This window comes from Rhizobium sp. CCGE531, assembly GCF_003627795.1.
In the GTDB taxonomy this organism is placed as follows: Bacteria; Pseudomonadota; Alphaproteobacteria; order Rhizobiales; family Rhizobiaceae; genus Rhizobium.
Window position 1 is genome coordinate 3,044,281 of record NZ_CP032684.1, and the last position, 26,591, is coordinate 3,070,871.

23 protein-coding genes are annotated in these 26,591 nt (G+C 61.0%); 15 read left to right on the forward strand and 8 right to left on the reverse strand.

The window, feature by feature from the left end; all coding sequences use genetic code 11:
* Positions 1-8: 8 nt before the first annotated feature.
* A complete protein-coding gene (locus CCGE531_RS14830; protein WP_120664858.1) occupies positions 9-1,988 on the forward strand; it encodes a 3-hydroxyacyl-CoA dehydrogenase NAD-binding domain-containing protein in 1,980 nt (659 codons plus the stop codon).
* An 83-nt stretch (positions 1,989-2,071) separates the two neighbouring features.
* Here the strand turns inward: CCGE531_RS14830 and CCGE531_RS14835 are convergent, their stop codons facing one another.
* From CCGE531_RS14835 to CCGE531_RS14845, 3 genes are all read right to left on the reverse strand, one after another.
* On the reverse strand, positions 2,072-3,283 hold the full coding sequence (locus CCGE531_RS14835; protein WP_120664859.1) for an adenylate/guanylate cyclase domain-containing protein: 1,212 nt from the start codon (positions 3,281-3,283) through the stop codon (positions 2,072-2,074).
* Positions 3,284-3,439: 156 nt separating this feature from the next.
* The gene (locus CCGE531_RS14840; protein WP_120664860.1) at positions 3,440-4,342 is read right to left on the reverse strand and encodes an SDR family oxidoreductase; all 903 of its coding nucleotides are present in this window, start codon (positions 4,340-4,342) and stop codon (positions 3,440-3,442) included.
* Between the two features lie 88 nt (positions 4,343-4,430).
* Positions 4,431-5,171, reverse strand: coding sequence for an SDR family oxidoreductase (locus tag CCGE531_RS14845; protein WP_120666857.1), 741 nt, complete (start codon positions 5,169-5,171; stop codon positions 4,431-4,433).
* 122 nt (positions 5,172-5,293) lie between these two features.
* On the opposite strand from CCGE531_RS14845, the gene CCGE531_RS14850 reads away from it, so the two are divergent.
* From CCGE531_RS14850 to CCGE531_RS14860, 3 genes are all read left to right on the forward strand, one after another.
* Positions 5,294-6,193, forward strand: a complete 900-nt coding sequence (locus CCGE531_RS14850) for a LysR family transcriptional regulator (RefSeq protein ID WP_120664861.1) — start codon at positions 5,294-5,296, stop codon at positions 6,191-6,193.
* A gap of 137 nt (positions 6,194-6,330) precedes the next feature.
* Positions 6,331-7,677 carry an LLM class flavin-dependent oxidoreductase gene (locus CCGE531_RS14855; RefSeq protein ID WP_120664862.1) on the forward strand — a complete coding sequence of 449 codons (1,347 nt, stop codon included), beginning with the start codon at positions 6,331-6,333 and terminating at the stop codon, positions 7,675-7,677.
* Positions 7,678-7,701: 24 nt separating this feature from the next.
* Entirely contained in the window at positions 7,702-8,244 is a 543-nt protein-coding gene (locus CCGE531_RS14860; RefSeq protein ID WP_120664863.1) for a hypothetical protein, read from the forward strand.
* A 278-nt stretch (positions 8,245-8,522) separates the two neighbouring features.
* Here CCGE531_RS14860 and CCGE531_RS14865 read toward each other — a convergent pair whose 3' ends face one another.
* The gene (locus CCGE531_RS14865) at positions 8,523-8,951 is read right to left on the reverse strand and encodes an OsmC family protein (protein WP_120664864.1); all 429 of its coding nucleotides are present in this window, start codon (positions 8,949-8,951) and stop codon (positions 8,523-8,525) included.
* A gap of 152 nt (positions 8,952-9,103) precedes the next feature.
* Here CCGE531_RS14865 and CCGE531_RS14870 point away from each other — a divergent pair, with 152 nt between their 5' ends.
* The 4 genes from CCGE531_RS14870 (at position 9,104) to CCGE531_RS14890 (ending at position 14,481) form a co-directional block, all read left to right on the forward strand.
* Complete coding sequence (locus tag CCGE531_RS14870; RefSeq protein ID WP_120664865.1) at positions 9,104-10,369, forward strand: glycerate kinase; 1,266 nt, start codon at positions 9,104-9,106, stop codon at positions 10,367-10,369.
* Positions 10,370-10,467: 98 nt separating this feature from the next.
* On the forward strand, positions 10,468-10,833 hold the full coding sequence (locus tag CCGE531_RS34270) for a hypothetical protein (protein WP_162943908.1): 366 nt from the start codon (positions 10,468-10,470) through the stop codon (positions 10,831-10,833).
* Between the two features lie 82 nt (positions 10,834-10,915).
* Positions 10,916-12,658 carry a gamma-glutamyltransferase gene (ggt, locus tag CCGE531_RS14885; protein ID WP_120664867.1) on the forward strand — a complete coding sequence of 581 codons (1,743 nt, stop codon included), beginning with the start codon at positions 10,916-10,918 and terminating at the stop codon, positions 12,656-12,658.
* A gap of 368 nt (positions 12,659-13,026) precedes the next feature.
* Positions 13,027-14,481: an MFS transporter gene (locus CCGE531_RS14890; protein WP_120664868.1), complete on the forward strand. Its 1,455-nt coding sequence runs from the start codon at positions 13,027-13,029 to the stop codon at positions 14,479-14,481.
* 324 nt (positions 14,482-14,805) lie between these two features.
* Here the strand turns inward: CCGE531_RS14890 and CCGE531_RS14895 are convergent, their stop codons facing one another.
* The gene (locus CCGE531_RS14895; RefSeq protein WP_034503699.1) at positions 14,806-15,015 is read right to left on the reverse strand and encodes a cold-shock protein; all 210 of its coding nucleotides are present in this window, start codon (positions 15,013-15,015) and stop codon (positions 14,806-14,808) included.
* An 812-nt stretch (positions 15,016-15,827) separates the two neighbouring features.
* Between CCGE531_RS14895 and CCGE531_RS14905 the strand changes: the two genes are divergently transcribed.
* Both CCGE531_RS14905 and CCGE531_RS14910 read left to right on the forward strand, forming a co-directional pair.
* A complete protein-coding gene (locus CCGE531_RS14905; protein WP_120664870.1) occupies positions 15,828-17,381 on the forward strand; it encodes a VOC family protein in 1,554 nt (517 codons plus the stop codon).
* Between the two features lie 283 nt (positions 17,382-17,664).
* Positions 17,665-18,939 (forward strand): IS4 family transposase, encoded by a 1,275-nt coding sequence (locus tag CCGE531_RS14910; protein ID WP_245458850.1) that lies wholly within the window; start codon positions 17,665-17,667, stop codon positions 18,937-18,939.
* A gap of 38 nt (positions 18,940-18,977) precedes the next feature.
* On the opposite strand, the gene CCGE531_RS14915 is transcribed toward CCGE531_RS14910, so the two are convergent.
* On the reverse strand, positions 18,978-20,255 hold the full coding sequence (locus CCGE531_RS14915) for an L-fuconate dehydratase (RefSeq protein WP_120664871.1): 1,278 nt from the start codon (positions 20,253-20,255) through the stop codon (positions 18,978-18,980).
* Between the two features lie 42 nt (positions 20,256-20,297).
* Positions 20,298-21,458, reverse strand: coding sequence for a CaiB/BaiF CoA-transferase family protein (locus CCGE531_RS14920; RefSeq protein ID WP_120664872.1), 1,161 nt, complete (start codon positions 21,456-21,458; stop codon positions 20,298-20,300).
* Positions 21,459-21,690: 232 nt separating this feature from the next.
* Here CCGE531_RS14920 and CCGE531_RS14925 point away from each other — a divergent pair, with 232 nt between their 5' ends.
* Positions 21,691-22,104 carry a carboxymuconolactone decarboxylase family protein gene (locus CCGE531_RS14925; RefSeq protein ID WP_120664873.1) on the forward strand — a complete coding sequence of 138 codons (414 nt, stop codon included), beginning with the start codon at positions 21,691-21,693 and terminating at the stop codon, positions 22,102-22,104.
* A gap of 59 nt (positions 22,105-22,163) precedes the next feature.
* Here the strand turns inward: CCGE531_RS14925 and CCGE531_RS14930 are convergent, their stop codons facing one another.
* Positions 22,164-22,553: a hypothetical protein gene (locus CCGE531_RS14930; protein ID WP_120664874.1), complete on the reverse strand. Its 390-nt coding sequence runs from the start codon at positions 22,551-22,553 to the stop codon at positions 22,164-22,166.
* A 330-nt stretch (positions 22,554-22,883) separates the two neighbouring features.
* Here CCGE531_RS14930 and CCGE531_RS14935 point away from each other — a divergent pair, with 330 nt between their 5' ends.
* The 4 genes from CCGE531_RS14935 (at position 22,884) to CCGE531_RS14950 (ending at position 26,552) form a co-directional block, all read left to right on the forward strand.
* A complete protein-coding gene (locus CCGE531_RS14935; protein WP_120664875.1) occupies positions 22,884-23,387 on the forward strand; it encodes a cupin domain-containing protein in 504 nt (167 codons plus the stop codon).
* A gap of 213 nt (positions 23,388-23,600) precedes the next feature.
* Positions 23,601-24,449, forward strand: a complete 849-nt coding sequence (locus CCGE531_RS14940; RefSeq protein WP_120664876.1) for a MetQ/NlpA family lipoprotein — start codon at positions 23,601-23,603, stop codon at positions 24,447-24,449.
* 371 nt (positions 24,450-24,820) lie between these two features.
* Entirely contained in the window at positions 24,821-25,906 is a 1,086-nt protein-coding gene (locus CCGE531_RS14945; protein ID WP_120664877.1) for a methionine ABC transporter ATP-binding protein, read from the forward strand.
* Positions 25,896-26,552: a methionine ABC transporter permease gene (locus CCGE531_RS14950; RefSeq protein ID WP_120664878.1), complete on the forward strand. Its 657-nt coding sequence runs from the start codon at positions 25,896-25,898 to the stop codon at positions 26,550-26,552. The genes CCGE531_RS14945 and CCGE531_RS14950 overlap by 11 nt, the downstream gene beginning before the upstream one ends.
* The last annotated feature ends 39 nt before the right edge of the window (positions 26,553-26,591 follow it).

Consider the following 26,591-nt stretch of genomic DNA (forward strand, 5'->3'; position numbering starts at 1 on the left):
ATAAGATCATGTCGGCATTGCGCTTTTCGGACACCATCTCGGCGGCATTGGCCGAAGGGATCCTCGTCGTCACCATAGATAATGCGCCCGTCAACGCGCTCTCGGCCGATGTCAGGGTCGGCTTGATGGCCGCGCTCAATCACGCCGAGAAAGATGCCGATGTTGCCAGCGTGGTGCTGACCGGCGCTGGCAACAGCTTCATCGGCGGCGCCGACATCAGGGAATTCGGCAAGCCACCGGTCGAGCCGCTGCTGCCCGATATCATTGCCCGCATTGAAGCCTTTCCGAAACCTGTTGTCGCGGCGATCAATGGCGTCGCCCTTGGCGGCGGCCTGGAGGTCGCGCTCGCCTGCCATCGCCGACTTGCCGCACCGGTTGCGAAGCTCGGCCTGCCGGAAGTCAAGCTCGGCATCGTGCCGGGCGCCGGCGGCACGCAACGCCTGCCGCGCCTGATCGGCATCGCCGCCGCCATCGATATGATCGCCGGTGGCCGCATCGTATCCGCCGCCGAAGCACTCAAGCTCGGCGTCGTCGATGACATATCCAGCGGCGAACTGATCGCCGAGGCCGGAACCGCCGTCACCCCCCCCATGCGCCGCACGGGATTGCTGGCGATTCCTTCGGAAGCCTCCGAAACAATCGACAAAGCGGCGGCGGACGCATTACGCAAGGCCCGCGGCCAGCGTGCGCCCGCCGAAGCCGTCCGCCTCGTGCGCCTGGCGGCAACCGCTCCCCTTTCGGAAGCGCTTGCCGAGGAACGCCGCACCTTCGTCGAACTCCGCGACAGCGATGAGGCTGCCGCCTTGCGCCATGTCTTCTTCGCCGAACGCGCCGCCGGCAAAATCGAGGGACTGGAGGCAGTCACGCCGCGCCGGATCGAAACCGTCGGCATCGTCGGCACCGGGCTCATGGGATCCGGCATTGCCGTCTCGGCGCTCAACGGCGGTTACCGCGTCATCGGCATCGAGCAGAACGCCGAAGCTGCTGACAGGGGGCGCGGACGCATCACCGGTCTGCTCGATAAGGCAGTGCAATCAGGTCGTCTCGACGCGGCAGGCCGGGAAGATCGCCTTGGCCGTTTGACCGTCACTGCCGACATGCAGCAACTGGCACAGGCCGATATCGTCATCGAAGCCGTCTTCGACGATCTCACCGTCAAGACCGAGCTGTTCCAACGCCTCGATACGATCGTCCGGGACGACGCGATTCTCGCAACCAATACGAGCTATCTCGACCCTGACGTTATCGCCGCCGCAACACAGCGGCCCGAACGGATCGTCGGGCTGCATTTCTTTTCGCCGGCCAACATCATGCGGCTGCTGGAAGTGGTGAACTGCAAGAAGACGGCGCCTGACGTGCTGGCGACAGCCCTTGCCCTCGCAAAGCGGCTGGGCAAGCTGCCGATCATATCCGGCGTCACCGAAGGCTTCATCGGCAACAGCATCTTTTCCGCCTATCGCCGCGAAGCCGAATACATGGTCGAAGATGGCGCGTTACCGCAGGAGATCGATGCCGCATTGGAGGCCTATGGCTTTCCCATGGGACCGTTTGCCGTCTTCGACATGGCGGGGCTGGAAATCGCCTGGGCGCGCCGCAAGCGGCAGGCCGCAACCCGCGACCCGGCTGAGCGCTACGTCGTCATAGCCGACCGGCTCTGCGAAGCCGGCCGCTTCGGCCAGAAGACCGGACGTGGCTGGTATGCCTATCCCGACGGCAAACGGACAGATGATCCCGAGGTAACGGCCATGATCGAAGCCGCACGCGCCGAAAAAGGCATCGCGCCGAAACTCTTCACAGCGGACGAGATCGTCGCCCGGCTGCTGAAAGCCATGGCAGACGAAGGTGAGCGACTGCTCTCGGAAGGCATCGCTGCGCGCACCAGCGATATCGACCTCGTCATGATCAACGGCTACGGTTTCCCCGCCAGCAAGGGCGGGCCGATGTTTGCCTCCGGTCGCAGCTGGAGCAATTCCAGGAAAAGTGCATAGCGGTTTTCCGTCCGGAATTGCGTAAATACAAAAGGATAGAGCGTTTTCGCGATTCGAAGAAAAGCGGAAAGGCTCTAGGCAGGCTACGCCGCCGAAGACAGCAGCGTGAACAGCTCCTGGGGTCGTTTGACGCCGCGCAGCGCATAGCGGCCGACGGAAACGAGGTCGTTGCTCTGCTGGCCCGACAGCGCCTCGACGAAATTCGACGACATCAGGATGTTGCGATCGGCCGACCGGCACATCGAGGCGATACGGCTGACCTCGTTGACGGCCGGACCGATGACGGTGAAATCAAGCCTATCCATGCTGCCGATATTGCCATAGAAGACGTCGCCGATGTGCAGGCCGAGATAGACCTCCGTCACAGGCCTGCCCTCGATCTGCCGTTGCGAGTTGAGGTCGCGCAGACGCTGGCGCAGCAGCGATTCCGCCATCAGCGCGGCGGCGCAAGCATCGGCCGAATTTCTAGCTTTGAAGATCGCCAGCGTCCCGTCGCCGATCAGCTTCAGCACATTGCCGCCCGCCTCATGGATCGAGGAGATGACCGCATCGGCATAGGCATTCAGCATCGGAATGATTTCGTCCGGCTCGGCGGTATCCGAAATGCGCGTATAGTTGGCGAGATCGGAAAACCAGAGCGCCGCCGAAATCCGCTCGGTCTTGCCTCGCGTGATCTTGCCCTCAAGCACATGCCGGGCCGCATCTTCGCCGAGATAGACCTCGGCAATGGTACGGGCGATACGGCTCATGCCGGTGCACTTGATCGCCAGCGCCAGGGCCGGCGTCAGCTTGCGCAGCACGCGCAAATCCTCCTCCGGGAACCCCACTTCGGCTGCTGTGGCGAAGTTGGAATAGAAGCAATCCATCTCCCCGATCGTGCCGCCCTCTTCGAAGCGGTGCACCATCGCGATATAGTCGGTGTGACCATCGGCCAGCAGCGTATCGAGCCCGTAGAAATCCGTCGGTTCGCCAAAGCCGATCCGTCGGCGTACTTCGTCGTCGCCGGTCGTCAGCATGTGATAGAAGGCGGAACGCTGCCAGTTTTCGGAGGCGATCCCCTGATGCGACGGGCCGTATTCGAACTCACGTTCGATCACCTGATTGCCGTCCCAGCGGAAGGCGCGGCCCTCATAGACCGGATGCAGCGTATCCATCAGCGCCATGGCCCGATCAAGGTTCAGGCCATGCTGACGGCACTGCTCGCAGAAGCCCGAGAGGATATCGACTTCCGTCATCCCCTTGAGGCCGGCCTGCATGAGCCAGCTGGCAATTTCGCCAATGTCCTTCGCGTCCATGGATATCTCCCGACCTTCTGAAGGATTCGCTTTAGTACGAAACGTGTACGCTTGGAATGCCGTACTGCACAAAATAGTTTCGACGAACGTAAGTCATCGCCGCTCCTGTGGCATAGAAGCGGCGATTTGACACGCAGGAAGGGTGACGGCGAAGCCTCAACCTTGGATATGAGGCTTCAGCAAATCCTCCAGCCCGATGCGCCGGAAAAGTTCCGCACGAACCCGGTCGGCAACGCCATTGACGATTTCCGCGCCATCCTCGGAAGGGTCTATATGGGTACGGAAGGGGCGCGTGCCAAACGGCATGTCGACGACTTCGACGATCGCGGTCGCGACCGATGCGGCATCGGCATCCGCCGGTTCCAGCGAGGCAAGTCCCTTCAATGCCTGATCGGGAACGCCGGCATAGGGGCCGTTGTCATATTCGGCGGCACGAGCCTTGTCGGCTGGCGAACCGGAATGGGCGAAGTGATTGGTGCCCTTCGTAAATGCGCCGGGCACGATGATGGCGGTCTCTATCCCCCAGCGTGTCAGCTCCGAAGCGTAGGAAACGGCGAGCGAGTCCATGGCTGCCTTGGCTGCGAAATATGGCGAGAGATACGGCGGCGTGCCGCCGCGCGTGCTGGACGAGGAGACCCAGACGACCAATCCCTTCCCTTCCTTGCGCATATGGGGCAGCACGGCGCGATTGACGCGCTGGGTGCTGAGCACGTTGATATCGTACAACTCGGCGAACTGCTCAGGCGTAAAGGCTTCGGCCGGACCGAAGGACATGTGGCCGGCATTGTGGATAACGGTATCAATGCGGCCCTGATCGGCGATCACAGCGGCAATGCCGGCTTCTACGGAAGCATCCGATGCGACATCGAGCTCGACAGTCCGGAGATCGACGCCATTCTCCTTGGCAAATGCCGCCGCTGCTGCAACCTGCGTCGCATTGCGCCCCTTGGTTTCGCGGATGCCGGCATAGACCGTGTGGCCTGCCTTGGCGAGAGCGCGTGCCGTCAGAGCGCCGAAGCCGCTTGATGCACCAGTGATTACGATGACTTGCTTGCTCATGATCCTGTTCCTTTGCGAAATCGGCTGTTGTTGACGATTGATTGAGGGTGGAGGTCGGCGGCAGGCATCGCGCTGCCGCCTGATTGGCTCAGATCATGCCGCCATTGGCGCGCAGCGTCTGGCCATTGATCCAGCCGCCATCCGGGCCGACGAGAAAGGAAACGGCGGCGGCAATGTCCCGCGGTGTGCCGAGGCGCTCCAGCGGGTTCATCTTGGCCATGCGGTCGATGAGCTCGTCGCTCTTGCCATTGAGGAAGAGGTCAGTGGCCGTCGGACCGGGGGCGACCGCATTGACCGTGATCGACCGGCCGCGCAGCTCCTTCGACATGATGCCGGTCATAAGCTCGACCGCTGCCTTGGTGGCGGCATAGACGCCATAGGTTTCGAGCTTGAGACCGACGATGCTGGTCGAGAAGTTGACGATCCGGCCGCCGTCACGCAGGCGCTTGCCGGCTTCGCGCAGCGTATTGAACGTGCCCTTGAGGTTGATGGCGATATGGCGGTCGAAATGCGCGTCGTCGGCATCGGCAATCCTGGCGAGCTGCATGATGCCGGCATTGTTGACGAGGACATCGACACCGCCGAAGGCTGCCTCAGCCGCATCGAACATGCGACGCACGGCTTCGACATCGGAGACATCGGCTTTCGCGGTCAGGGCCTTGCCACCCTTTTCCTCGATCTTGCGGGCCAGTTCTTCGGCGGCAGCTTCGCTGCCGGAGTAGTTGATGACGACGGTGAAACCATCCTCGGCCAGGCGTTCGGCAATGGCGGCGCCGATACCGCGGGAGGCGCCGGTGACGATCACTACCTTATTGGAATTGCTGCTCATTTTCCTCATCCTTCGTTGTTTTGCGCTGTAGCGCGTTTCGATGAGGAGAAGATGCCGCTTTTCATGAAGCGGATAATCAGCCATTAATCGGCATCACTATCCGAAGTAAGCGAACAAACAATATGGACAGATTCGATGCCATGCGCGTGTTTTGCCGGGTCGTGGAACGGCGGAGCTTCACGCTGGCGGCAGAAGACACCGGCCTGCCCCGCTCGACGGTGACGGATGCGATCAAGCAGCTCGAAGCTCGGCTCGGCGTGCGCCTGCTGCAGCGCACGACGCGGCATGTCAGCCCGACACTCGATGGCGAAGCCTATTACCAGCGCTGCCTGCGCATCCTTTCCGATATCGAGGATGCCGAAGGCGCCTTTGCCGGTGCGAAGCCGAAGGGTGTGCTGCGCGTCGACGTGCACGGCACGCTCGCCCGGCATTTCGTGCTGCCGAACCTGCTTTCTTTCCTCGAAACCTATCCCGATATCGAACTGCAGATGACCGAAGGCGACCGGTTCGTCGATCTGATCCGCGAGGGGATCGACTGCGTGCTGCGCGTCGGCACGCTGCAGGATAGTGACATGATCGGACGCAGTGTTGCGATGCTGGAAGAGGTAACGCTTGCGGCACCCGCCTATGTCAAGCGTTTCGGCATGCCGGTGCATCCGGACAAGCTCGACGGCCATCGCATGATCGGCTTCCGCTCCTCCGCAACGGGCGGCCTGCTGCCGCTGGAGTTCGAAGTGGGCGGCACGGTGCGCGAGGTCACCCTGCCCGCCACCATCTCCGTCAATGCAGCCGAGAGCTATTTCGCCGCCGCCAAGCTCGGCCTCGGCTTGATCCAGGTTCCGCGCTACCACGCCGAGGACGCCCTGGAAGCCGGTCAACTGCTACATATTCTGAAGGACTTTCCGCCGACCCGGACACCGGTTTCGATGCTCTATCCGCGCAGCCGCCAGCTCTCCCCTCGCGTCCGCGTGTTCATAGACTGGTTGGTCAAGGTCTTTGCCGGACAAAACAGCGCCGGATGAATATTCCGCGAAAGCGATCAAATAAATGAAATCGGCTCTTTGAATGCGCGACCGGCACGCCTACGTCGTAGTGCGTGATCCCGCTGGCGATGCCGTTTCGACCTCATGACAGCCTGGCGATTTTCGAGAGAGAGCCGATGACCGAACAGAAGCAATTGAAGCTCGGGGCCTTCATGCGCCCCGTCAGCCTGCATACCGGTGCCTGGCGTTATCCCGGCGCCTATCCGGACGCCAACTTCAATTTCCAGCATATCAAGAGCTTCGCGCAGGAGCTGGAAAAGGCGAAATTCGACGCCTTCTTCATGGCCGATCATCTGGCCGTTCTCAACATGCCGATCGAGGCACTGAAGCGCAGCCAGACCGTGACCTCTTTTGAACCCTTCACCCTGCTTTCAGCGCTCGCGGCCGTCACCGACAGGATCGGCCTCGTCGCCACCGCCTCGACGACCTTCGACCTGCCCTATCATATCGCTCGCCGCTTCGCCTCGCTCGATCACATCAGCGGCGGCCGCGCCGGCTGGAACATCGTCACCACGTCCAATCCCGATGCCGCCCTGAATTTCGGCCTCGAAGAGCATATGGAACATGGTGAGCGCTACCATCGCGCCCGCGAATTCTACGACGTCGTCACCGGCCTCTGGGACAGCTTCGCCGACGACGCCTTCATCCACGACGCCGAAAGCGGCATCTTCTTCGATCCCGACCGGATGCATGTCCTTGGGCACAAGGGTGAGGAACTCAGTGTTCGCGGTCCCCTCAACATCGCCCGACCGCCGCAGGGCTGGCCGGTCATCGTGCAAGCCGGGCAATCCGATATCGGCCGCCAGCTCGCCGCCGAGACGGCTGAGGCGGTCTTTGCCGCTCCGCGCAACCTCGCGGATGGCAAGTCGATCTTCGCCGATATCAAGGGACGAATGAAACAGATCGGCCGCAACCCGGATCACCTGAAGATCCTGCCGGCCGCTTTCATCGTCGTCGGCGATACCGTCGAAGAGGCGAAGGCCAAGCGCGCCAAACTTGATAGCCTCGTCCATTACGACAGCGCTATCGCGTCGCTCTCGATCGCGCTCGGTCACGATGCGTCAAGCTTCGATCCGGATGGGCCATTGCCGGAAACACCGGAAACCAATGCCAGCAAAAGCGGCCGCGAACGCGTCATCGCGCTTGCCGAGGCGGAAAAGCTGACGGTGCGCCAGCTTGCCCAGCGTCTCGGCGGCTATGCCGGCCTCGCCTTCGTCGGCACGCCGCAGACGATCGCCGACGAGATGGAACAGTGGCTGCATGAAGAAGGCTCTGACGGTTTCAACGTCGTCTTCCCCTTCCTGCCGCAGGGCCTGCTTGACGTGACGACCCGCGTTGTTCCGGAGCTCCAGCGCCGCGGCATCTTCCGCCGCGATTATGAAGGCACGACATTGCGCGAGCATCTCGGACTGCCGCGCCCGGAGAACCGCTTCTTCAAGAAAACGGCGGCGGCAGCGCAGTAAGAGAGCCCAGTAAAAGAGAATGACATGAGCCATATCACGCCGATCGACTACGAGACCGCTTCCGATGCCGTGCGCGCCGAGCATGATCGCGAAGTACAGCTGCGCGGCCGCATGACGAACATGAAGCGGACATTGCTGCACTCGCCGGTGGCGCATCGCATCTATGCGGAATGGTTCCCCTTGCGCGAAGAGCTGCGTCCGGCATTGGACGATCGCGCCGTCTGGCTGCTTTGCCACGCCATCGCGCTCGAATGCCGTTCGATCATCCCCGTCGGCTTCTTCCGGCGCGCGCTGATCAATGCCGGCCTGACGCCGGAAACGATCGTTCCGAGCGAAGACGAGGCCCTGCTGATCGACTTCGGCAAGGCGATCGTCAGGGATTCCAACGCCATTCCCGAAGAGATTTGGGCGCGGCTGAAGGCTCGCTACGACGAGCCGACGCTTGCCAACCTCATCGCCTTCGCAGGGATCATGATCGCGACCGCGATCTACAACAATGCCGTGAAGGTGGATATCGATCCGGAGCTTGGGCCTTATCTTCAAGGGTTTGAGTTTCCGGCGAGGTGAGGAGCCTCAGCAGATACGGGGCCATCTCGCCCTTGGCGGGCGAGAAAGCAATTTCATTGGTTTAGGAATTGCGGCACAGAGCGTTCTACATTCCCGAAGCCTTGCGCAATTTCTAAGCCATTGAAATTGCAAGAGAGGGGGACTGTGTCTTGCTCATTCTACGTCTGGCAAGCAGGTGCGTCCCTGCCTACCCCCGCCCTTGCAAAATCTAGCACTTAGCCTCACGGCTAAATGCTGATTTTGCTTTCCCGCCCGCAAGGGGCGGGATAGAGCCAAACTCACCCCGAAATCACCGTCGAAAACTGCGGATTGCCGCGGATCGTGTTGCTGACCGTGCAGATCTCGTCTTCGGCGGCATGCGCGATCGCGTTGCGGATCTCGTCGCCGAAATCGCCCTTGATGGTGAAGGCGATATTGAACTTCTCGACGCGGGAAAGGCCCTCGGTCGCCTTTTCGCCTGTCACGACGGCGGTGACTTCGGTGAGCTTGTCGAGCACACCGAGGCTGCTGGCCGCCATGCGGGCACTCAGAACCAGGCAGGCGGATAGCGACGAATAGAGCAGGTCGAGCGGGTTGAAACCGGGCTGCGACGGCGAGGTAACGATGTCGATCTCGCCGCCGGTCACCGAGGTCACATGCGGAAGCCCCGTGCGGCCGACCGTGGCGGTGGCGCCGGTCTGCCTCGTCTTCACTTTCAGTTCGGCCATTTCGAAAATCCTTGAAGTAAAAGCGTCAGAACTCTTTTCCTCAACATAGGGATTCATGGTGCCGGGCACAATTGCGGTTCCCGCCCCTTGCGTCTTCGAGCCAGTTAAGCCACCAAATAGTTACAAGCTCATCGCAAGACAGGCAGTTCGACATGACCGTTACCGATCCCCGCGCCTTCCTGACCTCGCTGTTCGATGCCGCCGTTCGCGCCGCCGATCCGCTCACCGGCATCCGCGCGCATCTGCCGAAGAAGCCCAAGGGCCGGACGATCGTCATCGGCGCCGGCAAGGGCTCCGCCCAGATGGCCGCCGCACTGGAACAATGCTGGGATGGCCCGCTGGAAGGTCTGGTGGTGACGCGATACGGTTTCTCCGCTCCCTGCCGCCAGATCGAGATCATCGAGGCGGCCCACCCCGTGCCCGATGAAGCGGGCCTCGCCGCTTCCCGCCGACTTCTGAAACTCGTCGAAGGCCTGACAGCGGACGATCTGGTGATTGCGCTGATATCAGGCGGCGGCTCGGCGCTGCTGCCTTCTCCAGCCGGTTCGCTGAGCCTTGCCGACGAAATCGCCGTCAACAAGGCGCTGCTTGCCTCCGGCGCGCCGATCTCGGCGATGAACGTCATTCGCAAGCATCTGTCGACCATCAAGGGCGGCCGGCTCGCCGCCGCTGCCCATCCGGCCAAGGTCGTCTCCCTCGTCGTCTCGGACATTCCCGGCGACGATCCGTCACTGGTCGCGTCCGGCCCAACCGTGCCCGGTGCCGGCACGCGCGCGGAAGCGCTCGACCTTATCCGCCTCTACCGCATCGAACTGCCGCCGGCCGTTCTCGCCCATATCGAAAAGGCCGAAGCCGATGCGCCGCGTCCGGACGACCCGCGCTTTGCCGGCAATGACGTCCATATCATCGCATCCGCCGGCGTCTCCCTGGAGGCGGCTGCCGAGGTAGCGCGCGCGGCCGGTATCGAACCGGCCATACTTTCCGACGCCATCGAGGGCGAGGCCCGCGAAGCAGCGCATGTCCATGCCGCCATCGCGCGCGAGGTGCTTCATCGCAACCGCCCCTTCGCCAAGCCGGTCGTGCTGCTATCCGGCGGCGAGACGACGGTGACGCTGAAAGGCAAGGGTAAGGGCGGGCGAAACTCCGAATTCCTTCTGTCCCTGGCGATCGACATCGACGGCCATGCCGGCATTCACGCCATGGCCGCCGATACGGACGGCATCGACGGCAGCGAGGACAATGCCGGCGCCTTTGCCGACGCAAGCACTGTGGCGCGGCTGCGCGAGACCGGAATGGTGCCCGCCGAGATGCTTGCGAACAACGATGCCTGGACTGCTTTCAACGCGATCGGCGATCTCTTCGTACCCGGCCCGACCGGAACGAACGTCAATGACTTCCGCGCTATCCTGATCGCGTAACTGTTGAGAGCAGACACAGATCAGACGATGGCGGTGCAATCGTCGCAACGCCAGTAGACGGCCGCCATAGATGACCATCGGAAGAAGTGCCTGCTGCAATGGGCGCATTCGATTTCAATGACGTGCATCTTTTCGGCAATGACGAGCGCCTTTGTTTTGATCTTGCGCTCGCTCTTCCACTGCTCAAGTTTCGTGACGGGCATCATTATCCTCCACGCAATACTTCGGCCCCGATAGATTACCTATCTAAAGTAGACGTACCTAATAAAGGAAATATTGCAAGCGCGAAGCAAGTTTCTACGCGGAAGGAAGAACGAAATTATCCGTTGTTGTGCAAATACAACATAGTTTGGATCGCTTCGGGCGTCAGGAACAAACAGGTGGAGCATGATGCCGTCCGAAAACCGCTGACACTTTTCGGCACCATGCTCCAAGGCCATGCTGACTTCATTAAAAAAATGTGACAGCGGATATCGCCATTTCCGCGTCAGGCTCCATTTCATTTGCGGGCCATTTTCCACGGACACGACAGCGAAAGGCATTATTATGCGCCAATTCCGTCAACGGGCGATATCCTCGGTGACCCTTGTCACATTCGCCCTCTTTTCCGTTACCGCCAGAGCCGCCGCGCCGCCTCCGGTCGAGGCTGAACACGGCATGGTGGTCACGGCGCAGCATCTGGCCACCGATATCGGCGTGCAGGTACTGAAAAATGGCGGCAATGCCGTCGATGCCGCCGTTGCCGTCGGTTATACGCTCGCGGTGGTTTACCCGACCGCCGGCAATATCGGCGGCGGCGGCTTCATGACCATCCGCATGCGCGACGGCAAGACGGACTTCCTCGATTTCCGCGAGCGTGCCCCTGTGGCAGCCACCAAGGGCATGTATCTCGACGACAAGGGCAATATCGTCAAAGGAGCCAGTACCGATGGCTATCTCGCTGTCGGCGTTCCAGGCTCGGTCATGGGCTTCGAGACCGCCCGCGAGAAATACGGCACGAAATCCCGCCAGGATCTGATGGCGCCGGCCATTCGTTACGCCAGGGAAGGCTTCACGCTGAACCAGGCCGATGCCGCCGAGCTCAACGAGAGCAAGGATCGGCTCGCGCGAGATCCGGCCACCGCCGCGGTCTTCACCAAGTCGGACGGCAAGCCTTTCGCGACGGGCGACAAGCTCGCGCAGCCGGATCTCGCCAACGCACTATCAGGCATTTCGGACCAAGGGCCTGATGGCTTCTACAAGGGACCGGTCGCCAACGCCATCGTCAAGGCAAGCCAGGACAAGGGCGGCATTCTCGCCAGCCAGGATTTCGAGCAGTACAAGGTCCGTGAACTCGAGCCCGTGAAGTGCGACTATCGCGGCTACGAGATCATCTCATCACCGCCGCCCTCCTCCGGCGGCGTCATTATCTGCGAAATCCTCAACGTGCTGGAAGGCTATCCGCTCTCCTATACCGGCTACGGCTCGGCCGACACCGTGCACGTCATGGTCGAGGCCATGCGCCACGCCTATGTCGACCGCAACTCGACCCTCGGCGATCCCGACTTTGTCGACAATCCCGTCACCAGGCTGCTGGACAAGGATTACGCCAAAAAGATCCGCGGCAGCATCGACCCGTACAAGGCCGGCGTTTCCAAGGATCTGATGCCCAAGGGCATCGGCGAAAGCCATGAGACCACGCATTATTCGATCATCGACAATGACGGCAATGCCGTTGCCGTCACCTACACGCTGAACGGCTCCTTCGGCGCCGGCGTCGTCGCACCCGGCACGGGCATCCTTTTGAACAACGAGATGGACGACTTCACCTCCAAGCCCGGCGTGCCCAATCTTTACGGATTGGTGCAGGGCGAAGCCAACGCCATCCAGCCGAAGAAGACGCCGCTGTCATCCATGAGCCCGACGATCATCGCCAAGGACGGCAAGCCTTTCATGGTGATCGGCAGCCCCGGCGGCTCGCGCATCATCACCATCACGCTCGAAGCGATCATCAACGTCATCGATTTCGGCATGAATATTCAGGAAGCCATCGATGCGCCGCGCATCCACCATCAATGGCTGCCGGACAAGGTCTATATGGAGCCGCGTGCGCTCTCGCCGGATACGATCAAGCTCCTGAGCGGCATGGGCTACACGGTTCAGGTCGACAACGACTGGCCGATCTGGGGCCAGGCGGCCGGCATCCTCGTGGGCGGCAAGAGCCTCGGCGACATCGCCAAGGGCGGAGGCGCCCGCTACAACGGCGCCATGGACAGCCGCGCCGGCTCGGGACTTGCCGAAGGCTATTGATTGCCGCGCCGCTCAAGAACCATGAAGACTCAACGCCGGTTCCGCTATCGCGGGGCCGGCATTTTTACGTGCAACCTTCGATAGGAAGGCACCTTGAGAGAACACACTATCTTACGTAGAAAAACGAATTGTGAGCAAAGCAGCCGCTGAGAACGCCTTGTTTGTTCATCTGGCATTCATCCCCTGTTGCATCCCCGCCCGCATGCGTCATTTTTTCCATTCCGATCAATAAGATTTGCGATTTCTGATATGGTAATCGCGCTGGAGCGGGAGTATACAAGCCGCCGTTCAAATAGGCCTTCGCGCCGTGACCAGACTTGCGGTTCTGTCTTCGGACCCCACCGCACCATCGAGAGCGATCCCCGACAATGTCGGATCAGATATTCCAGGCCGCCCACACCCGGCGGGCCGCACCGAATTTTCGTGTAGTAGCGCTTATCGTGGCAAGCGCGATGTTCATGGAACAGCTTGACGCGACCGTGCTCGCGACTGCCCTTCCGACCATGGCGAGAGACTTCGGCGTCAGCGCGCCGGCCATGAGTATTTCGCTGACATCCTATCTGCTCAGCCTCGCAATCTTCATTCCGGCCAGCGGCGCTATCGCGGATCGCTTCGGATCGCGCACCGTCTTCCGATCCGCAATCGCGGTTTTTGTTCTGGGCTCACTTCTGTGCGCGCAAGCGCCCAACCTGTTTTTCCTCGTGATCGCGCGACTGCTGCAGGGCCTCGGCGGCGCGATGATGCTGCCTGTCGGGCGTCTCGTGCTGATGCGCAGCGTCGCCCGCAAGGATATGGTCAACGCCATGTCCTGGTTGCTGATCCCGGCGCTCGTCGGCCCCATCCTCGGCCCGCCGGTCGGCGGCATGTTCGTCACCTATCTCGACTGGCGCTGGATTTTCTACATCAACGTCCCGATCGGCATCGTCGGCTTCATCCTGGTGACCATGTTCATCGAGGAGGTGAAAGGCCCGCGCACCGGTCGTTTCGACCTCTCGGGCTTCATCCTGTCGGGCATCTCGCTCGGCTCACTGCTCTTCGGCTTCGAAATGTCGAGCCGCGAGGGCGAAGGCTATCTGGCCGTATTCCTGATCTCCATCGGCCTGCTGTTCGGCATCGCCTATCTGCGCCATGCCCGCAAGCACCCCTCGCCGATCATGGACTTTTCGCTGATGAAGGTACCGACCTTCCGCACCTCGGTCATCGCCGGTTCGCTGACGCGCATCAGCCAGGGCGCCCATCCCTTCCTGATCCCCTTGATGCTGCAGCTCGGCTTCGGCCTTTCGGCTGCAGCGGCCGGCCAGATCGCCATTGCGACCGCGCTTGGCTCCATGGTCATGAAGCCGCTGCAGGTGCGCATTCTGCGGACGCTCGGCTTCCGCACCGCCCTCATCATCTTCGGGCTGATTGGCACGCTCGGCTACGGGATGTGCGCCATCTTCCAGCCGGATTGGCCGCTGCCCGTCATCTTCGTGATCTTGTTTTTCTGCGGCTTCTTCATGTCGTTCCAGTTCACGGCCTACAACACGATTGCCTATGACGAGATCGAACGTGACCGCATGAGCATCGCGACCAGCTTCTACTCGACCTTCCAGCAGCTGATGCTCTCGCTCGGCATCTGCGTCGCCGCCCTCGCCCTGCATGGCTCGACGCAACTGCGCGGACACGCAAAGGCCGAAATGAGCGACTTCTCCGCCGCCTTCATCGTCGTCACGGTCATCGCGCTGCTCGCGGTGATCTGGAACGCCAGCTTCTCGCGCACGGCCGGCTCCGAGATCAGCGGCCATCGCCGCAAATCGCCGGAAGACCGCCTCGGCGAACATTGAGTTGGCGACAGCACCGCGGGTCTTTTGAGACGAGCCAAGGACGCTGTAACTCTTTGAAATGCTGTATAATTTTCCCTGGAATCGATTCCGATTTCAGGAATTATGCAGTAGTGCTTCGACCGCGATCAGTGGCTTTGTGCGTCTTTCTGGAGCATTTCCAGGAAAAGTGCGCAGCGGTTTTCCGTCCGGAATGCGTACTAACAAAAGCGCTCCGGAATAGAGACGAGCGAAAAACGAAAAAGGCCGAGCTAACCCGACCTCTTCCTCAATTGTCTCAACGATCTATGCCAGTTCATCCGTGGTCAAAGACCGGAAACGGATGGCTTACATGGCTTCAAGCTGATCAGCCGACATCTTGCCCGAACGCTTGTCCTTGACAAGCTCGTAGGAAATCTTCTGGCCGTCACGGAGTGTGCTCATTCCAGCGCGCTCAACGGCTGAAATATGCACGAAAACATCCGTCGCGCCATCATCGGGCTGAATGAAACCAAAACCCTTGGCAGCATTGAACCACTTTACAGTACCTGTGCTCATAACGATGACCTTTCAATCACTCACATAAAGACGTCAACCCAGGAAATACCCGGATGATATTGGACCGATTTTGAGAGGGAAGTTCGTCATTGTCGCGCAGAGTGCGCCGAGGCAAATCGTCATTCACAAATATCGATAATGCACTTGTATCCGATACGAATATTCTTCACAAGCAGAAACATCTAAAATATCAAAAACTTGGACTGTCGATCAAAAGCCGACATAGATGATGTCGATTGATAATGCCGCTTATGAGTAGATATTGAAAGGTCCTGTCCTTTGGGCTCCGCCCGCCTGTTTCGCGAAGGATTGCGGAATTGTATCGCTAATGCCGGACATCTTCTGCTACAGCATGATATCATCCGTGTTGTAGGCGCAGTCGATCAACTTGGGCTATTTGCGACCAACATCAACATGATACAACCCCCAAGGAGGCTGATATGACGCCACCGAATAAAGACAGCCTATTCGGCTCCAAGAGACAGGCGCCGACAGACAAAGCGAACCAGCTCGATTCCGCGGTCAAGGAAATTCTCGCCAGCGAGCATGCGATCCGCGAGCGAAAAACGGCCCGTCTGCGCGAGCTTCGGCTTGAGAAGGAAGCCCTGCAATCACCGCCGGAGCCAAAGACAAAGTCCAAACGAAAGGCTCCCAAAAAATCGGGAACGGCTGAAACCGAATCTGACGAATGAGGTAACGCGACAAAAACGTTGCGCCTTTTGTGAACACTGCCTCCACGGACCGTGCATTGAATTGAACAGTGGGCCCGGCCTAAATAGCGACCAGAAAGAAATAACAGTCTGGAGCATCCCATGGTCGTCGGCATCCATCACATCACGCTGATCACCCGCAAGGTACAGGCGAATGTCGATTTCTACGTCGGCTTCCTCGGCCTGCGCCTTGTCAAGCGCACCGGCGGTTTCGAGGATGCCACGCAGCTTCATCTCATCTATGGCGACGCTAAAGGTTCGCCCGGCTCGCTGATCACCTTTCTCGTCTGGGAAGATGGCGCTCCAGGCCGTGCCGGCGTCGGCCAGGTCGGCGAGATTTCACTCGCGATCGATCCGGCAAGCATCGGCTTCTGGCTGACACGCGCCTTGAGCGCCGGCCTGAAGCCGGAAGGCCCTTCCGAGGAGTTCGGTGAGCCGGTCCTGCGATTGAAGGATCCGGACGGGGTCATCGTCAAGCTTGTGGGAACCACAATTCTGCGGGCTACGGCTCCGTGGACGAGCGATACCATTCCGCAAGAGCATGCAATCCGGCGTATTCGTGGCGCGACGCTTTTCAGTGAAACGCCCGAGGAGACGCAGGCCATCCTTGTCGATCACTTCGACTATCGGCCACAGGCAACCAGCGGAGCGATCAGTCGGCTGGTATCGGCGCCGGGCGATATCCTCGACATCCGGGATGCGCGCGGCTTCTGGGCAAGCGCTCCGGGCACGGGCACGGTCGATCATGTCGCCTTTCGCGCCAGCGACGATGCGGAATTGCAATCGGTCCACACCGCGCTGCAGGCAATCAACTCCGGGCCGACGACGATGCATGACCGCAAGTATTTCCGCTCGCTCTACGTCCGCGAGCCCGGCCGAATCCTGTTCGAACTCGCAACAGACGCGCCGGGCATGCTGGTCGATGAGGACGAGGCAACGCTTGGCACGCGCCTCTTCGCTCCCGGCGACAGTCCGAAGCTTTTGGCCGAGCTGAACGTGATCCTGCCGCAGTTCTCCATGCCCGGCGAACCGCGCGTCATCTATCGCGATCTGCCCTTCATCCATCGCTTCTTCACGCCAGAGCGGCCGAACGGCAATGTCTTCATCCTGCTGCACGGCTCCGGCGCCAACGAAACGACGATGCTGCCGCTCGGCCACAAGATCGACGCCGATGCGACCTTGCTCAGCGTGCGTGGCCGTGCGCTCGAGGAAGGTGCGCCCCGCTGGTTTCGCCGGACAGGCCCGATGTCCCTCGATCAGGCCGATATCGCCAGCGAGGCCGAAGCCTTTGCCGCCTTCATCGATGGCGCGATCCATGCCTACGGGATCGATCCGAACCGTATCGTTTATATCGGCTATTCGAACGGCGCCAACCTGCTGAACGCCATGCTGTCGCTGCATCCGCATCTCATCCGCCGCGCCGTGCTGCTGCGCTCCATGGCCGCGCTGGAAAATCCGCCGGCAGCGGATATGTCGGACACCGAAATACTCGTTATCGCAGGCGAGAAAGATCTGTATGGCCCATACGCCGAGCCCCTCGCCGCACGTCTGCGTGATGGCGGCGCAGCGGTTGAGCTGGCGACCGTCCCCGCCGGCCACGAGTTTGACGATGCCGACGTGCCGGTCATTCAGGCTTGGTTGAAGCAAGACGTGTAGGACTGACACGCGGCGTGCCCCCTTCTCCCCTCGGGGAGAAGGTGCCGACAGGCGGATGAGGGGGTGCCAGCCAAGAGCACGAAAATCCCCGCGTTCAAATCGGTCAGCCCCCTCATCCGACCCTTCGGGCCACCTTCTCCCCTCGGGGCTATGGCATTCACACATTTGGAATTGCGTATGGAATGATGTTCTGATTCTGTTGCTGCCGGCAGGAGAATTGAGCGATGGATGATTTGAGCTTGGGACGGTTTGGCGACCGTCGGCTGGAAAAAGGGGGGCGTTCTTGCTGGAGCGCCTGGTTTCGACGGCAGGCCAGGGAATGCGGGTGCGCAAGCTCGGCGGCAATCGGGCCGGAGAGATCCGCTTGAGCCGGTTCTTGCGCAATGGAGCGGTCGATCCGCAGGCGATGATCGATGAGGCGGCCTTGCGCACGGCTAGCCGCTGCGCGGATCGGCATATCCTGGCCATTCAGGATACGACGGTGGTCCGCTCCGACGGCGGTGGCGGTCTTTATCTGCATGCGATGATCGGGGTCGACGCCGACGATGGCGCGATCGTCGGGGCAATCCACGGGCAGTTTCTAAGCCGCGACCAGGGCGAGCGCGGCACGCAGCGCGCGCGTCCGATCGAGGAGAAGGAGAGCTATCGCTGGCTGGAGGGCGCCGATCGTGCGGCGAAGGTTTGCGCCGCTGCACGCCACATCACCATCATTGCCGACCGTGAAAGCGATATCTACGAGGCCTTCGCCCGCCGACCCGTCAATGTCGACCTCGTCATCCGGGTTGCGAGGGACCGCAGCCTCGGCAAGGACCAGCCGTCGCTGCTTTGTCTGGCGGATGCCTTGCCGGTTGCGGTCAACCTAGCCTTTAGCCTGCCGGCCAAGCCGGGCCGCAAGGAGCGCGACACGCAACTGGCGATCCGCTTCAGCGCGGTGACATTGCTGCCCCCGAAGAACGGCATCTACAGGAAGACCCCGGATGGCGTACGTCTTTATCTGGTGGATGTGCGCGAGACCGCCGCACCACCGGGCGAGACGCCGATCCATTGGCGGCTGCTGACAAGCTATGCCGTGTCGGATGCCGACGAGGCGGCGGCGGTCATCGCCCTTTATCGCCGTCGCTGGGCGATCGAGCAATTGTTCCGCACCCTGAAGACGCAGGGCTTTGATATCGAAGGCCTGCGCATCGAGGACGAGGGCGCGCTGAGCAATTTGGTGATGGCTGCCTTCGTCGCGGCCGTGATCGTGCAGCAACTGGTCCATGCCCGCGACGGCGCTCCGCCCGGCGCCACCTTGCGCCCCATCGAAGACGCCTTCGAGCCAAGCGACCAGCCGCTGCTGGAAGCCTTCTGCGCCAAGCTGGAGGGCAAGACCGCCAAACAGAAGAACCCCCATCCCAGAGGGTCGCTGGCCTATGCCGCCTGGGTCTGCGCCCGCCTCGGCGGATGGACCGGCTACTACGGAAAGCCAGGACCGATCGTCATGCTCGACGGATGGCAACAGTTCCAGGCCGCCAAGCGCGGCGTAGCACTCCTCCTCTCCGCCGCCGACAATGTGTGAATCCAATAGCCCCGAGGGGAGAAGGAACTTGCGGCAGATCACCCCTTGAACGTATATTCCGCGATCGATTCCGGCTTCATCTCGATCGAGAAGCCCGGAAGGCTCGGTGGCATGTAGGCGGCGTCGCGGATGATGCAGGGGTCGATGAAGTGCTCGTGCAGGTGGTCGACGTATTCGATGACGCGGCCGTCCTTGGTGCCTGACACGGCGATGTAATCGATCATCGACAGGTGCTGTACATATTCGCAGAGGCCGACGCCGCCGGCATGCGGCCAGACCGGGAGCCCGTACTTGGCGGCGATCAGCAGTACCGCCAGAACTTCGTTCAGACCACCCATGCGGCAGGAATCGATCTGGACGATATCGATCGCGCCCTCGGCGATGAACTGCTTGAACATGATGCGGTTCTGGCACATTTCGCCGGTCGCAACTTTTACGGGACCGATGGCTTCGCGGATCTTGCGATGTCCGGCAACGTCATCCGGGCTGGTCGGTTCTTCGATGAAGAAGGGCTTGGCGAAGGCAAGCTTGCGCACCCAGTCGATCGCCTGATTGACTTCCCATACCTGATTGGCATCGATCATCAGATAGCGGTCGGGACCGATCACTTCGCGGGCGATGGTGAGGCGGCGAATATCGTCCTCGAGGTCGCGGCCGACCTTCATTTTCACATGGTTGAAGCCGGCGTCAATGGCCTCCTGGCACAGGCGACGCAACTTGGCATCGTCATAGCCGAGCCAGCCGGCCGAGGTCGTGTAGCAGGCATAGCCCTCGCGCTCGAGCGTGGCGATGCGGTCGGCCTTGCCGGCTTCCGCCTTCTTGAGGATGGCAACAGCTTCGTCGCGGGTCAGCACGTCAGTCAGGTAGCGATAGTCGACGATATCGGCGATCTGCTCCGCATCCATCTCCGAAACCAGGCGCCAGACCGGCTTGCCGGCCTCCTTGGCAAGCAGATCCCAGACGGCATTGACGACCGCGCCGGTCGCCAGGTGCATCGCGCCCTTCTCCGGGCCGATCCAGCGTAGCTGGCTGTCGCTGGTCAGATGCCGCCAGTATTTGCCGGGGTTTTCCAGCACTGTTGCGAGCTCCGTGCCGACGACCAGATGCCGCATCGCCTCGATCGCCATGCAGCAGATGTCGTTGCCGCGGCCGATGGTGAAGGTCAGGCCATGGCCGGCAAGTCCCGGCTTGTCGGTATCGAGAATGACATAGGCAGCCGAATAATCCGGATCCGGATTCATCGCATCCGAACCGTCAAGGCTCTGCGATGTCGGGAAGCGCAAATCGAAAACGCGAAGATTGGTGATGCGCGTCATTGGAAAACTCCTTCTAAATCCATCGGCGACCTCTCGATCCCTTTAACCAAGGTCGAACTCCTCCCGGAGTGCCGTATTATGCTCGCCAACGTGCGGGGCCGCACGCTCGAATTTCGGCCGCTGCCCGTCGATGCGGATGGGCGAGCGGGTGGTATGCAGGATGACGCCATCATCGCGCCCGACCGTCTGCACCATGTCGAGAACGCGGAAGCCCTCGCTGCCCAGAAGCTCCGGCCAGTTCAGCACCCTCGCGCACCAGATGTCGGCGGGTTCGAGGATCGCAAGCCAATCGTCAACGTTGCGGGTGGCGATGCGAGCCGCGATCAACGTCTTGATGTCATCGCGCGCGGTGAACCAACTTTTCGGATCATCGCGATAGGGCGCCAGTTCTTCCATGCCGAGCAGATCGGCAAGCTTGGAAATGGGCGTCATGGCGATGGCGAGATAGCCGTCGGCGGCGGGATAGACGCCATAGGGGGCTGACAGATAGGCATGGGCGCTGCGAACATGGGAGCGCTCAGGCAGTTGGTTGCCGCTATTCATGTGAACACTCAGCACCTCGACCTGCAGATCGACCAAGGCCTCGAGCAGGCTGGTCTCCACCAGTCCCCCTTCGCCCGTCACCCCGCGCCGCACCAGAGCCGCAAGAATACCCTGAGCCGCCGCCGCACCCGCCAGCATATCGCCGATCGCAAGGCCGAAGGGCACCGGCCCCTGCCCCTCATCGCCGTTCAGCCACATCACGCCGGAGCGCGATTGCGCCAGAAGATCCTGCCCCGGCCGCGAGACCCACGGCCCCTCTTCGCCGTAACCGCTGATCGAGCAATAGACGAGGCGCGGATTGAGCTTGGCTGCAGCTTCATAATCCAGCCCCAGCCGTTCGATCACGCCGGGGCGAAAATTCTGCACGAGAACATCGGCCTTGGAGATGAGCTTGCGCAGCGCGCTCATGTCGCGCTCGTTCTTCAAGTCGATCGCGAGACTCTCCTTAGAGCGGTTGATCGCATGGAAGATCGTCGAATCGCCGCTTTCATGGTCGCTGAGATAGAGCCCGCGCGAGAGATCGCCCCCGCCTGGCCGCTCGATCTTGATGACCCTCGCGCCGAGATCCATCAGCCGCAGGGTGCAATAGGGACCTGACAGGAACTGGCTCATGTCGACGACAACAAGCCCGGCCAGCGGCAAGTCCTTCTTCAACGCCATCGATATTCCTGCCCCCTGACATTGCTCCGGCTGAAGATGCCTCCGCCTCGAGGAACATCCTCGCCACCGGTTTCTGCGTCGGCCTCAATCTTCTTATGTGAATAGTATTTTCACATATGGATGATTTTTGCAAATGAAAAGAGGAGAGGATATTCGTCAGCCAACGAGCCTGCCCAGCCGGAAAATGCGCTATGCTTCGCCGAGATTCATGATTGTTGAAAGGAGTTTCAGGATGGCGACGGTAAAATTGCTCGATGATGCGGAAGCAAACGCAATCCCTGCGGTCAAGGCGGTGTTCGACGATATTCGCGCGGTCCGAAAGTCCGATTTCGTCAACAACTTCTGGCGCGGCCTGGCAAATGATCCCGCGCTGCTGAAGCGGACCTGGGAAGGCCTGAAAACAGTCATGATGGCGGAAGGCGCGCTCGATCCGCTGGTACGCGAAATGATCTATATCGCCGTATCGACAGCCAACGGCTGCACCTATTGCGTCCATTCCCATACGGCAGCCGCCAGGGCGAAGGGGATGACCGACGCCCAGCACGGCGAGCTGCTGGCGGTCATCGGACTGGCCGGACAGACCAACCATCTGGTCACGGCGATGCAGATCCCCGTAGATCCGGAGTTCGATGTAACAGGCCGATAAAACGCAGAAGGCCCGCCGGCACATGCCGGCGGGCCTTCCACAAACGGTCTTCGCTATTTTTAGCGATCCGAGGTTTCCGATGCCTGACTATCTGCCGCAAAGGCAGCGACGCTGACGCCGTTGTTCACCGCGAGCAGCCTTTTGCGGACCAGAACGCCCATGACGCGGGCGGCCGTCGAAAAGGTCATCGTGTCAAGCGGACCTTCGCCCTCCCAGGGCTTGGTCAACCGCTCGGTCACGGCCGAGACGATATTGTTGGGCACGATGTCTGTGCATTCGCGCATGGTTTCGAAAACGACGCTGATGGGATGAATGCGTCCCTCGAACGTCACAATCGGCTCGGTGACTTCGCTGTCCCACTCCTCGAAGGCGTAGAGTGCCTCACGGAAGAGCTGCTGCAGCGTGATGGGGGCATGACCCTCATGAAGGGGCGGCAAGGCATTCGACATGTCTGTCTCCTTTCAATTGGAAGTCCGGCGCATGTATGAAAGACGATGGTCTCCTTGGAGACCCAAGCGCTGCTTCTGCTGTCTGGCGCACCTGAAAATGAGGGACTTCGGCGCGGCAAACCATCTTGTGACCGGCGCAACGCGGGAACCACACGAAATGTTCCCACCGGTCATGTAACTTGATCAAGTCTATAGATTAATCACGACTTGAAAAGCCTCATTGATAACTTTCTGCAATTCCCTTTATTTTTGAATGGCTTCGCGTAGAGTGGAACGACAGCGCTCCTGTGGACGGCATGCGAATCTCCCTCCAAAACCGAAAGGACGACCATGTGCGGCGATCATGAGCATGGGCATCAGGACGGGAACGATCACGACCATCAGCCGGTCGATTGGCGTGAACATGGCGTCAAAATCATTCCCGGCAATGCCCTCGATCCGAATACGGCGCAGACCCCGGGCATGAACCGCGCGACCGCGATCAACCACGCACGCGCCGGCGCGGAAAAAATCTGGGCGGGAACCGTGACGATCCACGCCAACGCCAAGACCGGCGCCCACCATCACGGCGATCTCGAAAGCATCATTTACGTCGTCAAAGGTAAGGCGCGGATGCGCTGGGGCGACAACCTGGAATTCGTCGCCGAAGCCGGCCCGGGTGATTTCATCTTCGTGCCGCCCTATGTGCCGCACCAGGAGATCAATGCCAACCGCGATGAAACGCTGGAATGCGTTCTGGTCCGCTCCGGTCAGGACCCGGTCGTCGTCAATCTCGACATAGAACCCATCGAGAAGCCGGAAGAAGTCCTCTGGAAGGATCCGATTCACCGGTGATGCGCTCAATTTTTAGGCAAGTGCCCATTTTGCCGCATTAATAATCTACTACATTTATAGAAAATTAGTCTGCTCTTTCGCATCGCACTGAAAAGAGTTTTTCAGAACTGCACCGCACAACGCATGATCCTGCTTCGCGGCGCCAATACGCGTCTGAGATGATTAGTCCGTCAACGAGAAAAACGATCTCGATCATCTGGAACAGGATTTCCCATGACTGAAAAGCTTCCGAGAGGTTTCGACGCGCTGCACCTTTCCCGCCGCGCCGGCCTTGCCGCCATCCTTGCATCCGCTGTCACCGTGTTCGGCCTGACGGCAACCGCCCCGCAGGCTTTCGCGGCGGACAAGACGATCAAGGTCGGCATCATGAGCGGCGAGGATGAAGACGTTTGGCGCGCGGTGACCGCCGAGGCTGCCAAGAAGGGCCTGAAGGTCGAGCCTGTCGTCTTCAACGACTACACCCAGCCGAACGAGGCCCTGGAGCGTGGCGAAATCGACGCCAATGCCTTCCAGCACCAGCCTTACCTGGACAACCAGGTGAAGCAGCACGGCTACCATATCGTCAATGCCGGCTTCACCGGCATCTGGCCGATCGGCCTTTACACCAAGAAGTACAAGACCGTGGCCGAGCTTCCGAAGGGCGCCGTCATCGGCGTGCCGAACGACCCGTCCAACGAAGGCCGCGCGCTTCTCGTTCTGCAGCATGAGGGCGTGATCAAGCTCAAGGATGGCACCGGCATCCTGGCAACCGTGGCAGACATCGCCGAAAATCCGAAGAACGTCGAAATCAAGGAACTGGACGCCGGCATCGTCGGCCGCTCGATCGACGACCTCGACGCAGCCGTCGTCAACACCGACTGGGCGCTGAAGAGCGGCCTGGCTGCGAAGGACCGCATCGCGCAGGAGCAGACCAACGACAACCCGTACCGCAACTTCATCGCCGTGAAGAAGGGCAGCGAGAACGAAGTCTGGGTGAAGACCCTGGTCGCTTCCTATCAGAACGACACCGTCAAGGCCGAATTCGACAAGGTCTACAAGGGCACCGGCCAGAGCGCCTATTGATATCAGGACGGCGCGGGGGCAGCGCCGAGCGGCAAGGCGGCCGGGGCATCTTGCCCGGGCCGCCTTCGGCGTTTTCCCGATTTTGGGATGCGATGAAGTTTATAGTTGGTTATGGAGTTCGCGGAGGGTACATACCCCCCTCTGTCACTGTCGTGACATCTCCCCCACAAGGGGGGAGATCGGAAACTCATGGCAAGCCATCGCCAGAAGCGAACATCGCATCTGCTGACACCTGGCTGATTTATTTCACAGAGTGCGCGGCTTACTCCCAACGATCTCCCCCCTTGTGGAGGAGATGTCACGACAGTGACAGAGGGGGGTATAATGGCCTCAACGAACTTGAAGGCCGCTTTTACACAAAGAGACACATAATGAATTCCTTCACCCCAGCCACTGCCATAGACGGACAGTCGCCGCCCGAACGATCCCCCGGCGATGACATCGTCCGCCTGGTCGATGTTCGCCGCCGGTTCGGCACGACGCCGGCGCTGGACGGCATATCGCTGACCGCCCGGCGCGGCGAAATCGTCGGCATCATCGGTCGCAGCGGCGCCGGCAAATCGACGCTGATCCGCTGCCTGAACGGGCTGGAGCGCGCCGACAGCGGCGAGATCCACATCGAGGGCCGCGATATCGCCCGCCTTTCGGAAAAAGAACTGCAGCCGCTGCGCCGCCGCATCGGCATGGTCTTTCAGCACTTCAACCTGCTTTCCTCCAGGACGGTCGAGGAGAATATTGCGCTGCCGCTGAAGATCGAAGGCATCGGCAAAGCCGAACGATTGCAGCGCGCCCGCGAACTGCTCGAACTCGTTGGCCTTGCCGACAAGGCCAAGGCCTATCCCTCCGCCCTTTCCGGCGGCCAGAAGCAGCGCGTCGGCATTGCCCGCGCTCTTGCCGCCCGGCCCGCCATCCTCCTGTCGGACGAAGCGACATCGGCGCTCGACCCGGAAACCACCCGGTCCATCCTGGCACTCCTGAAGGACATCAACCGCAAGCTCGGCCTGACGATCCTGCTCATTACCCATGAGATGGAGGTGATCCGCTCGATCGCCGACCGCGTCGCGGTTATCGACGCCGGCCGCATCGTCGAAGAAGGTTCGGTCTGGGCGGTCTTCGCCAATCCACAAACGGAGATCGCAGCAAGCCTGCTCAGCAGTATCCGCCCGCAGCTTCCGGAGCATATCGCTGCCCGTCTCTCCCCGGCATCGGGCACCGAGGCCATTCTCAGCGTCGATCTTGCCGGCCCTGCCGCGCAAGGTGCGCTCTTTGCCGAGCTTTCGGCCGCCCTTCCCCATTCATTCCGGCTGGTCCACGGCGGCATCGACCATATCCAGAATCAGCCCGTCGCCCGCTTCTTCGTCGCGGTGCCGACGCGCGATGCGACCTTGCCGGCCCAGGTCAGCGATTTTCTGAAAGCCCGTTCCGCCCGGGTGGAGGTTCTAGGCTATGACAACTGATGTAATCCTCGGCCTGCTTTGGCGCTCCTTCTGGCAAACGATCTGGATGACGGGCGCATCCGGCCTGCTCTCCCTCATCATCGGCCTGCCGCTCGGCCTCGCCCTCGTCGTCACCAGCCGCGGCGGCATCGCCGAGCAGGGTGCGATCAACCGCGTTCTGGGTATCCTGGTCGACGGCTTCCGCGCCGTGCCTTTCATCATCCTGCTCATCGCCCTGATTCCGCTGACGCGCCTGATCGTCGGCACGGCGCTTGGCACGACGGCCGCGATCGTGCCGCTGACCATCGCCGCCATCCCCTATTACGCACGTGTTGCCGAGGTTTCTCTGCGTGATGTCGATCGCGGCTTGATCGACGCTGTGCGCGCCATGGGCGGCAATCGCTGGACCATTGTCCGCGAGGTACTGATACCGGAAGCCATGCCCGGCATCGTCGCCGGCTTCACCGTAACCATGGTGACGCTGATCGGCGCCTCCGCCATGGCCGGCACGATCGGCGGCGGCGGCCTCGGCGACCTGGCCATCCGCTATGGCTATCAGCGCTACGAAACGAACGTCATGATCGCCGTCGTCATCGTCCTCATCATTCTGGTTTGGGGTATGCAATGGCTCGGCGATCGCCTGGCCAACCGGCTCGATCGCCGCTAGTCTTGCCGATACCAATCCATTCCTGGCGCAGCGTCTCTC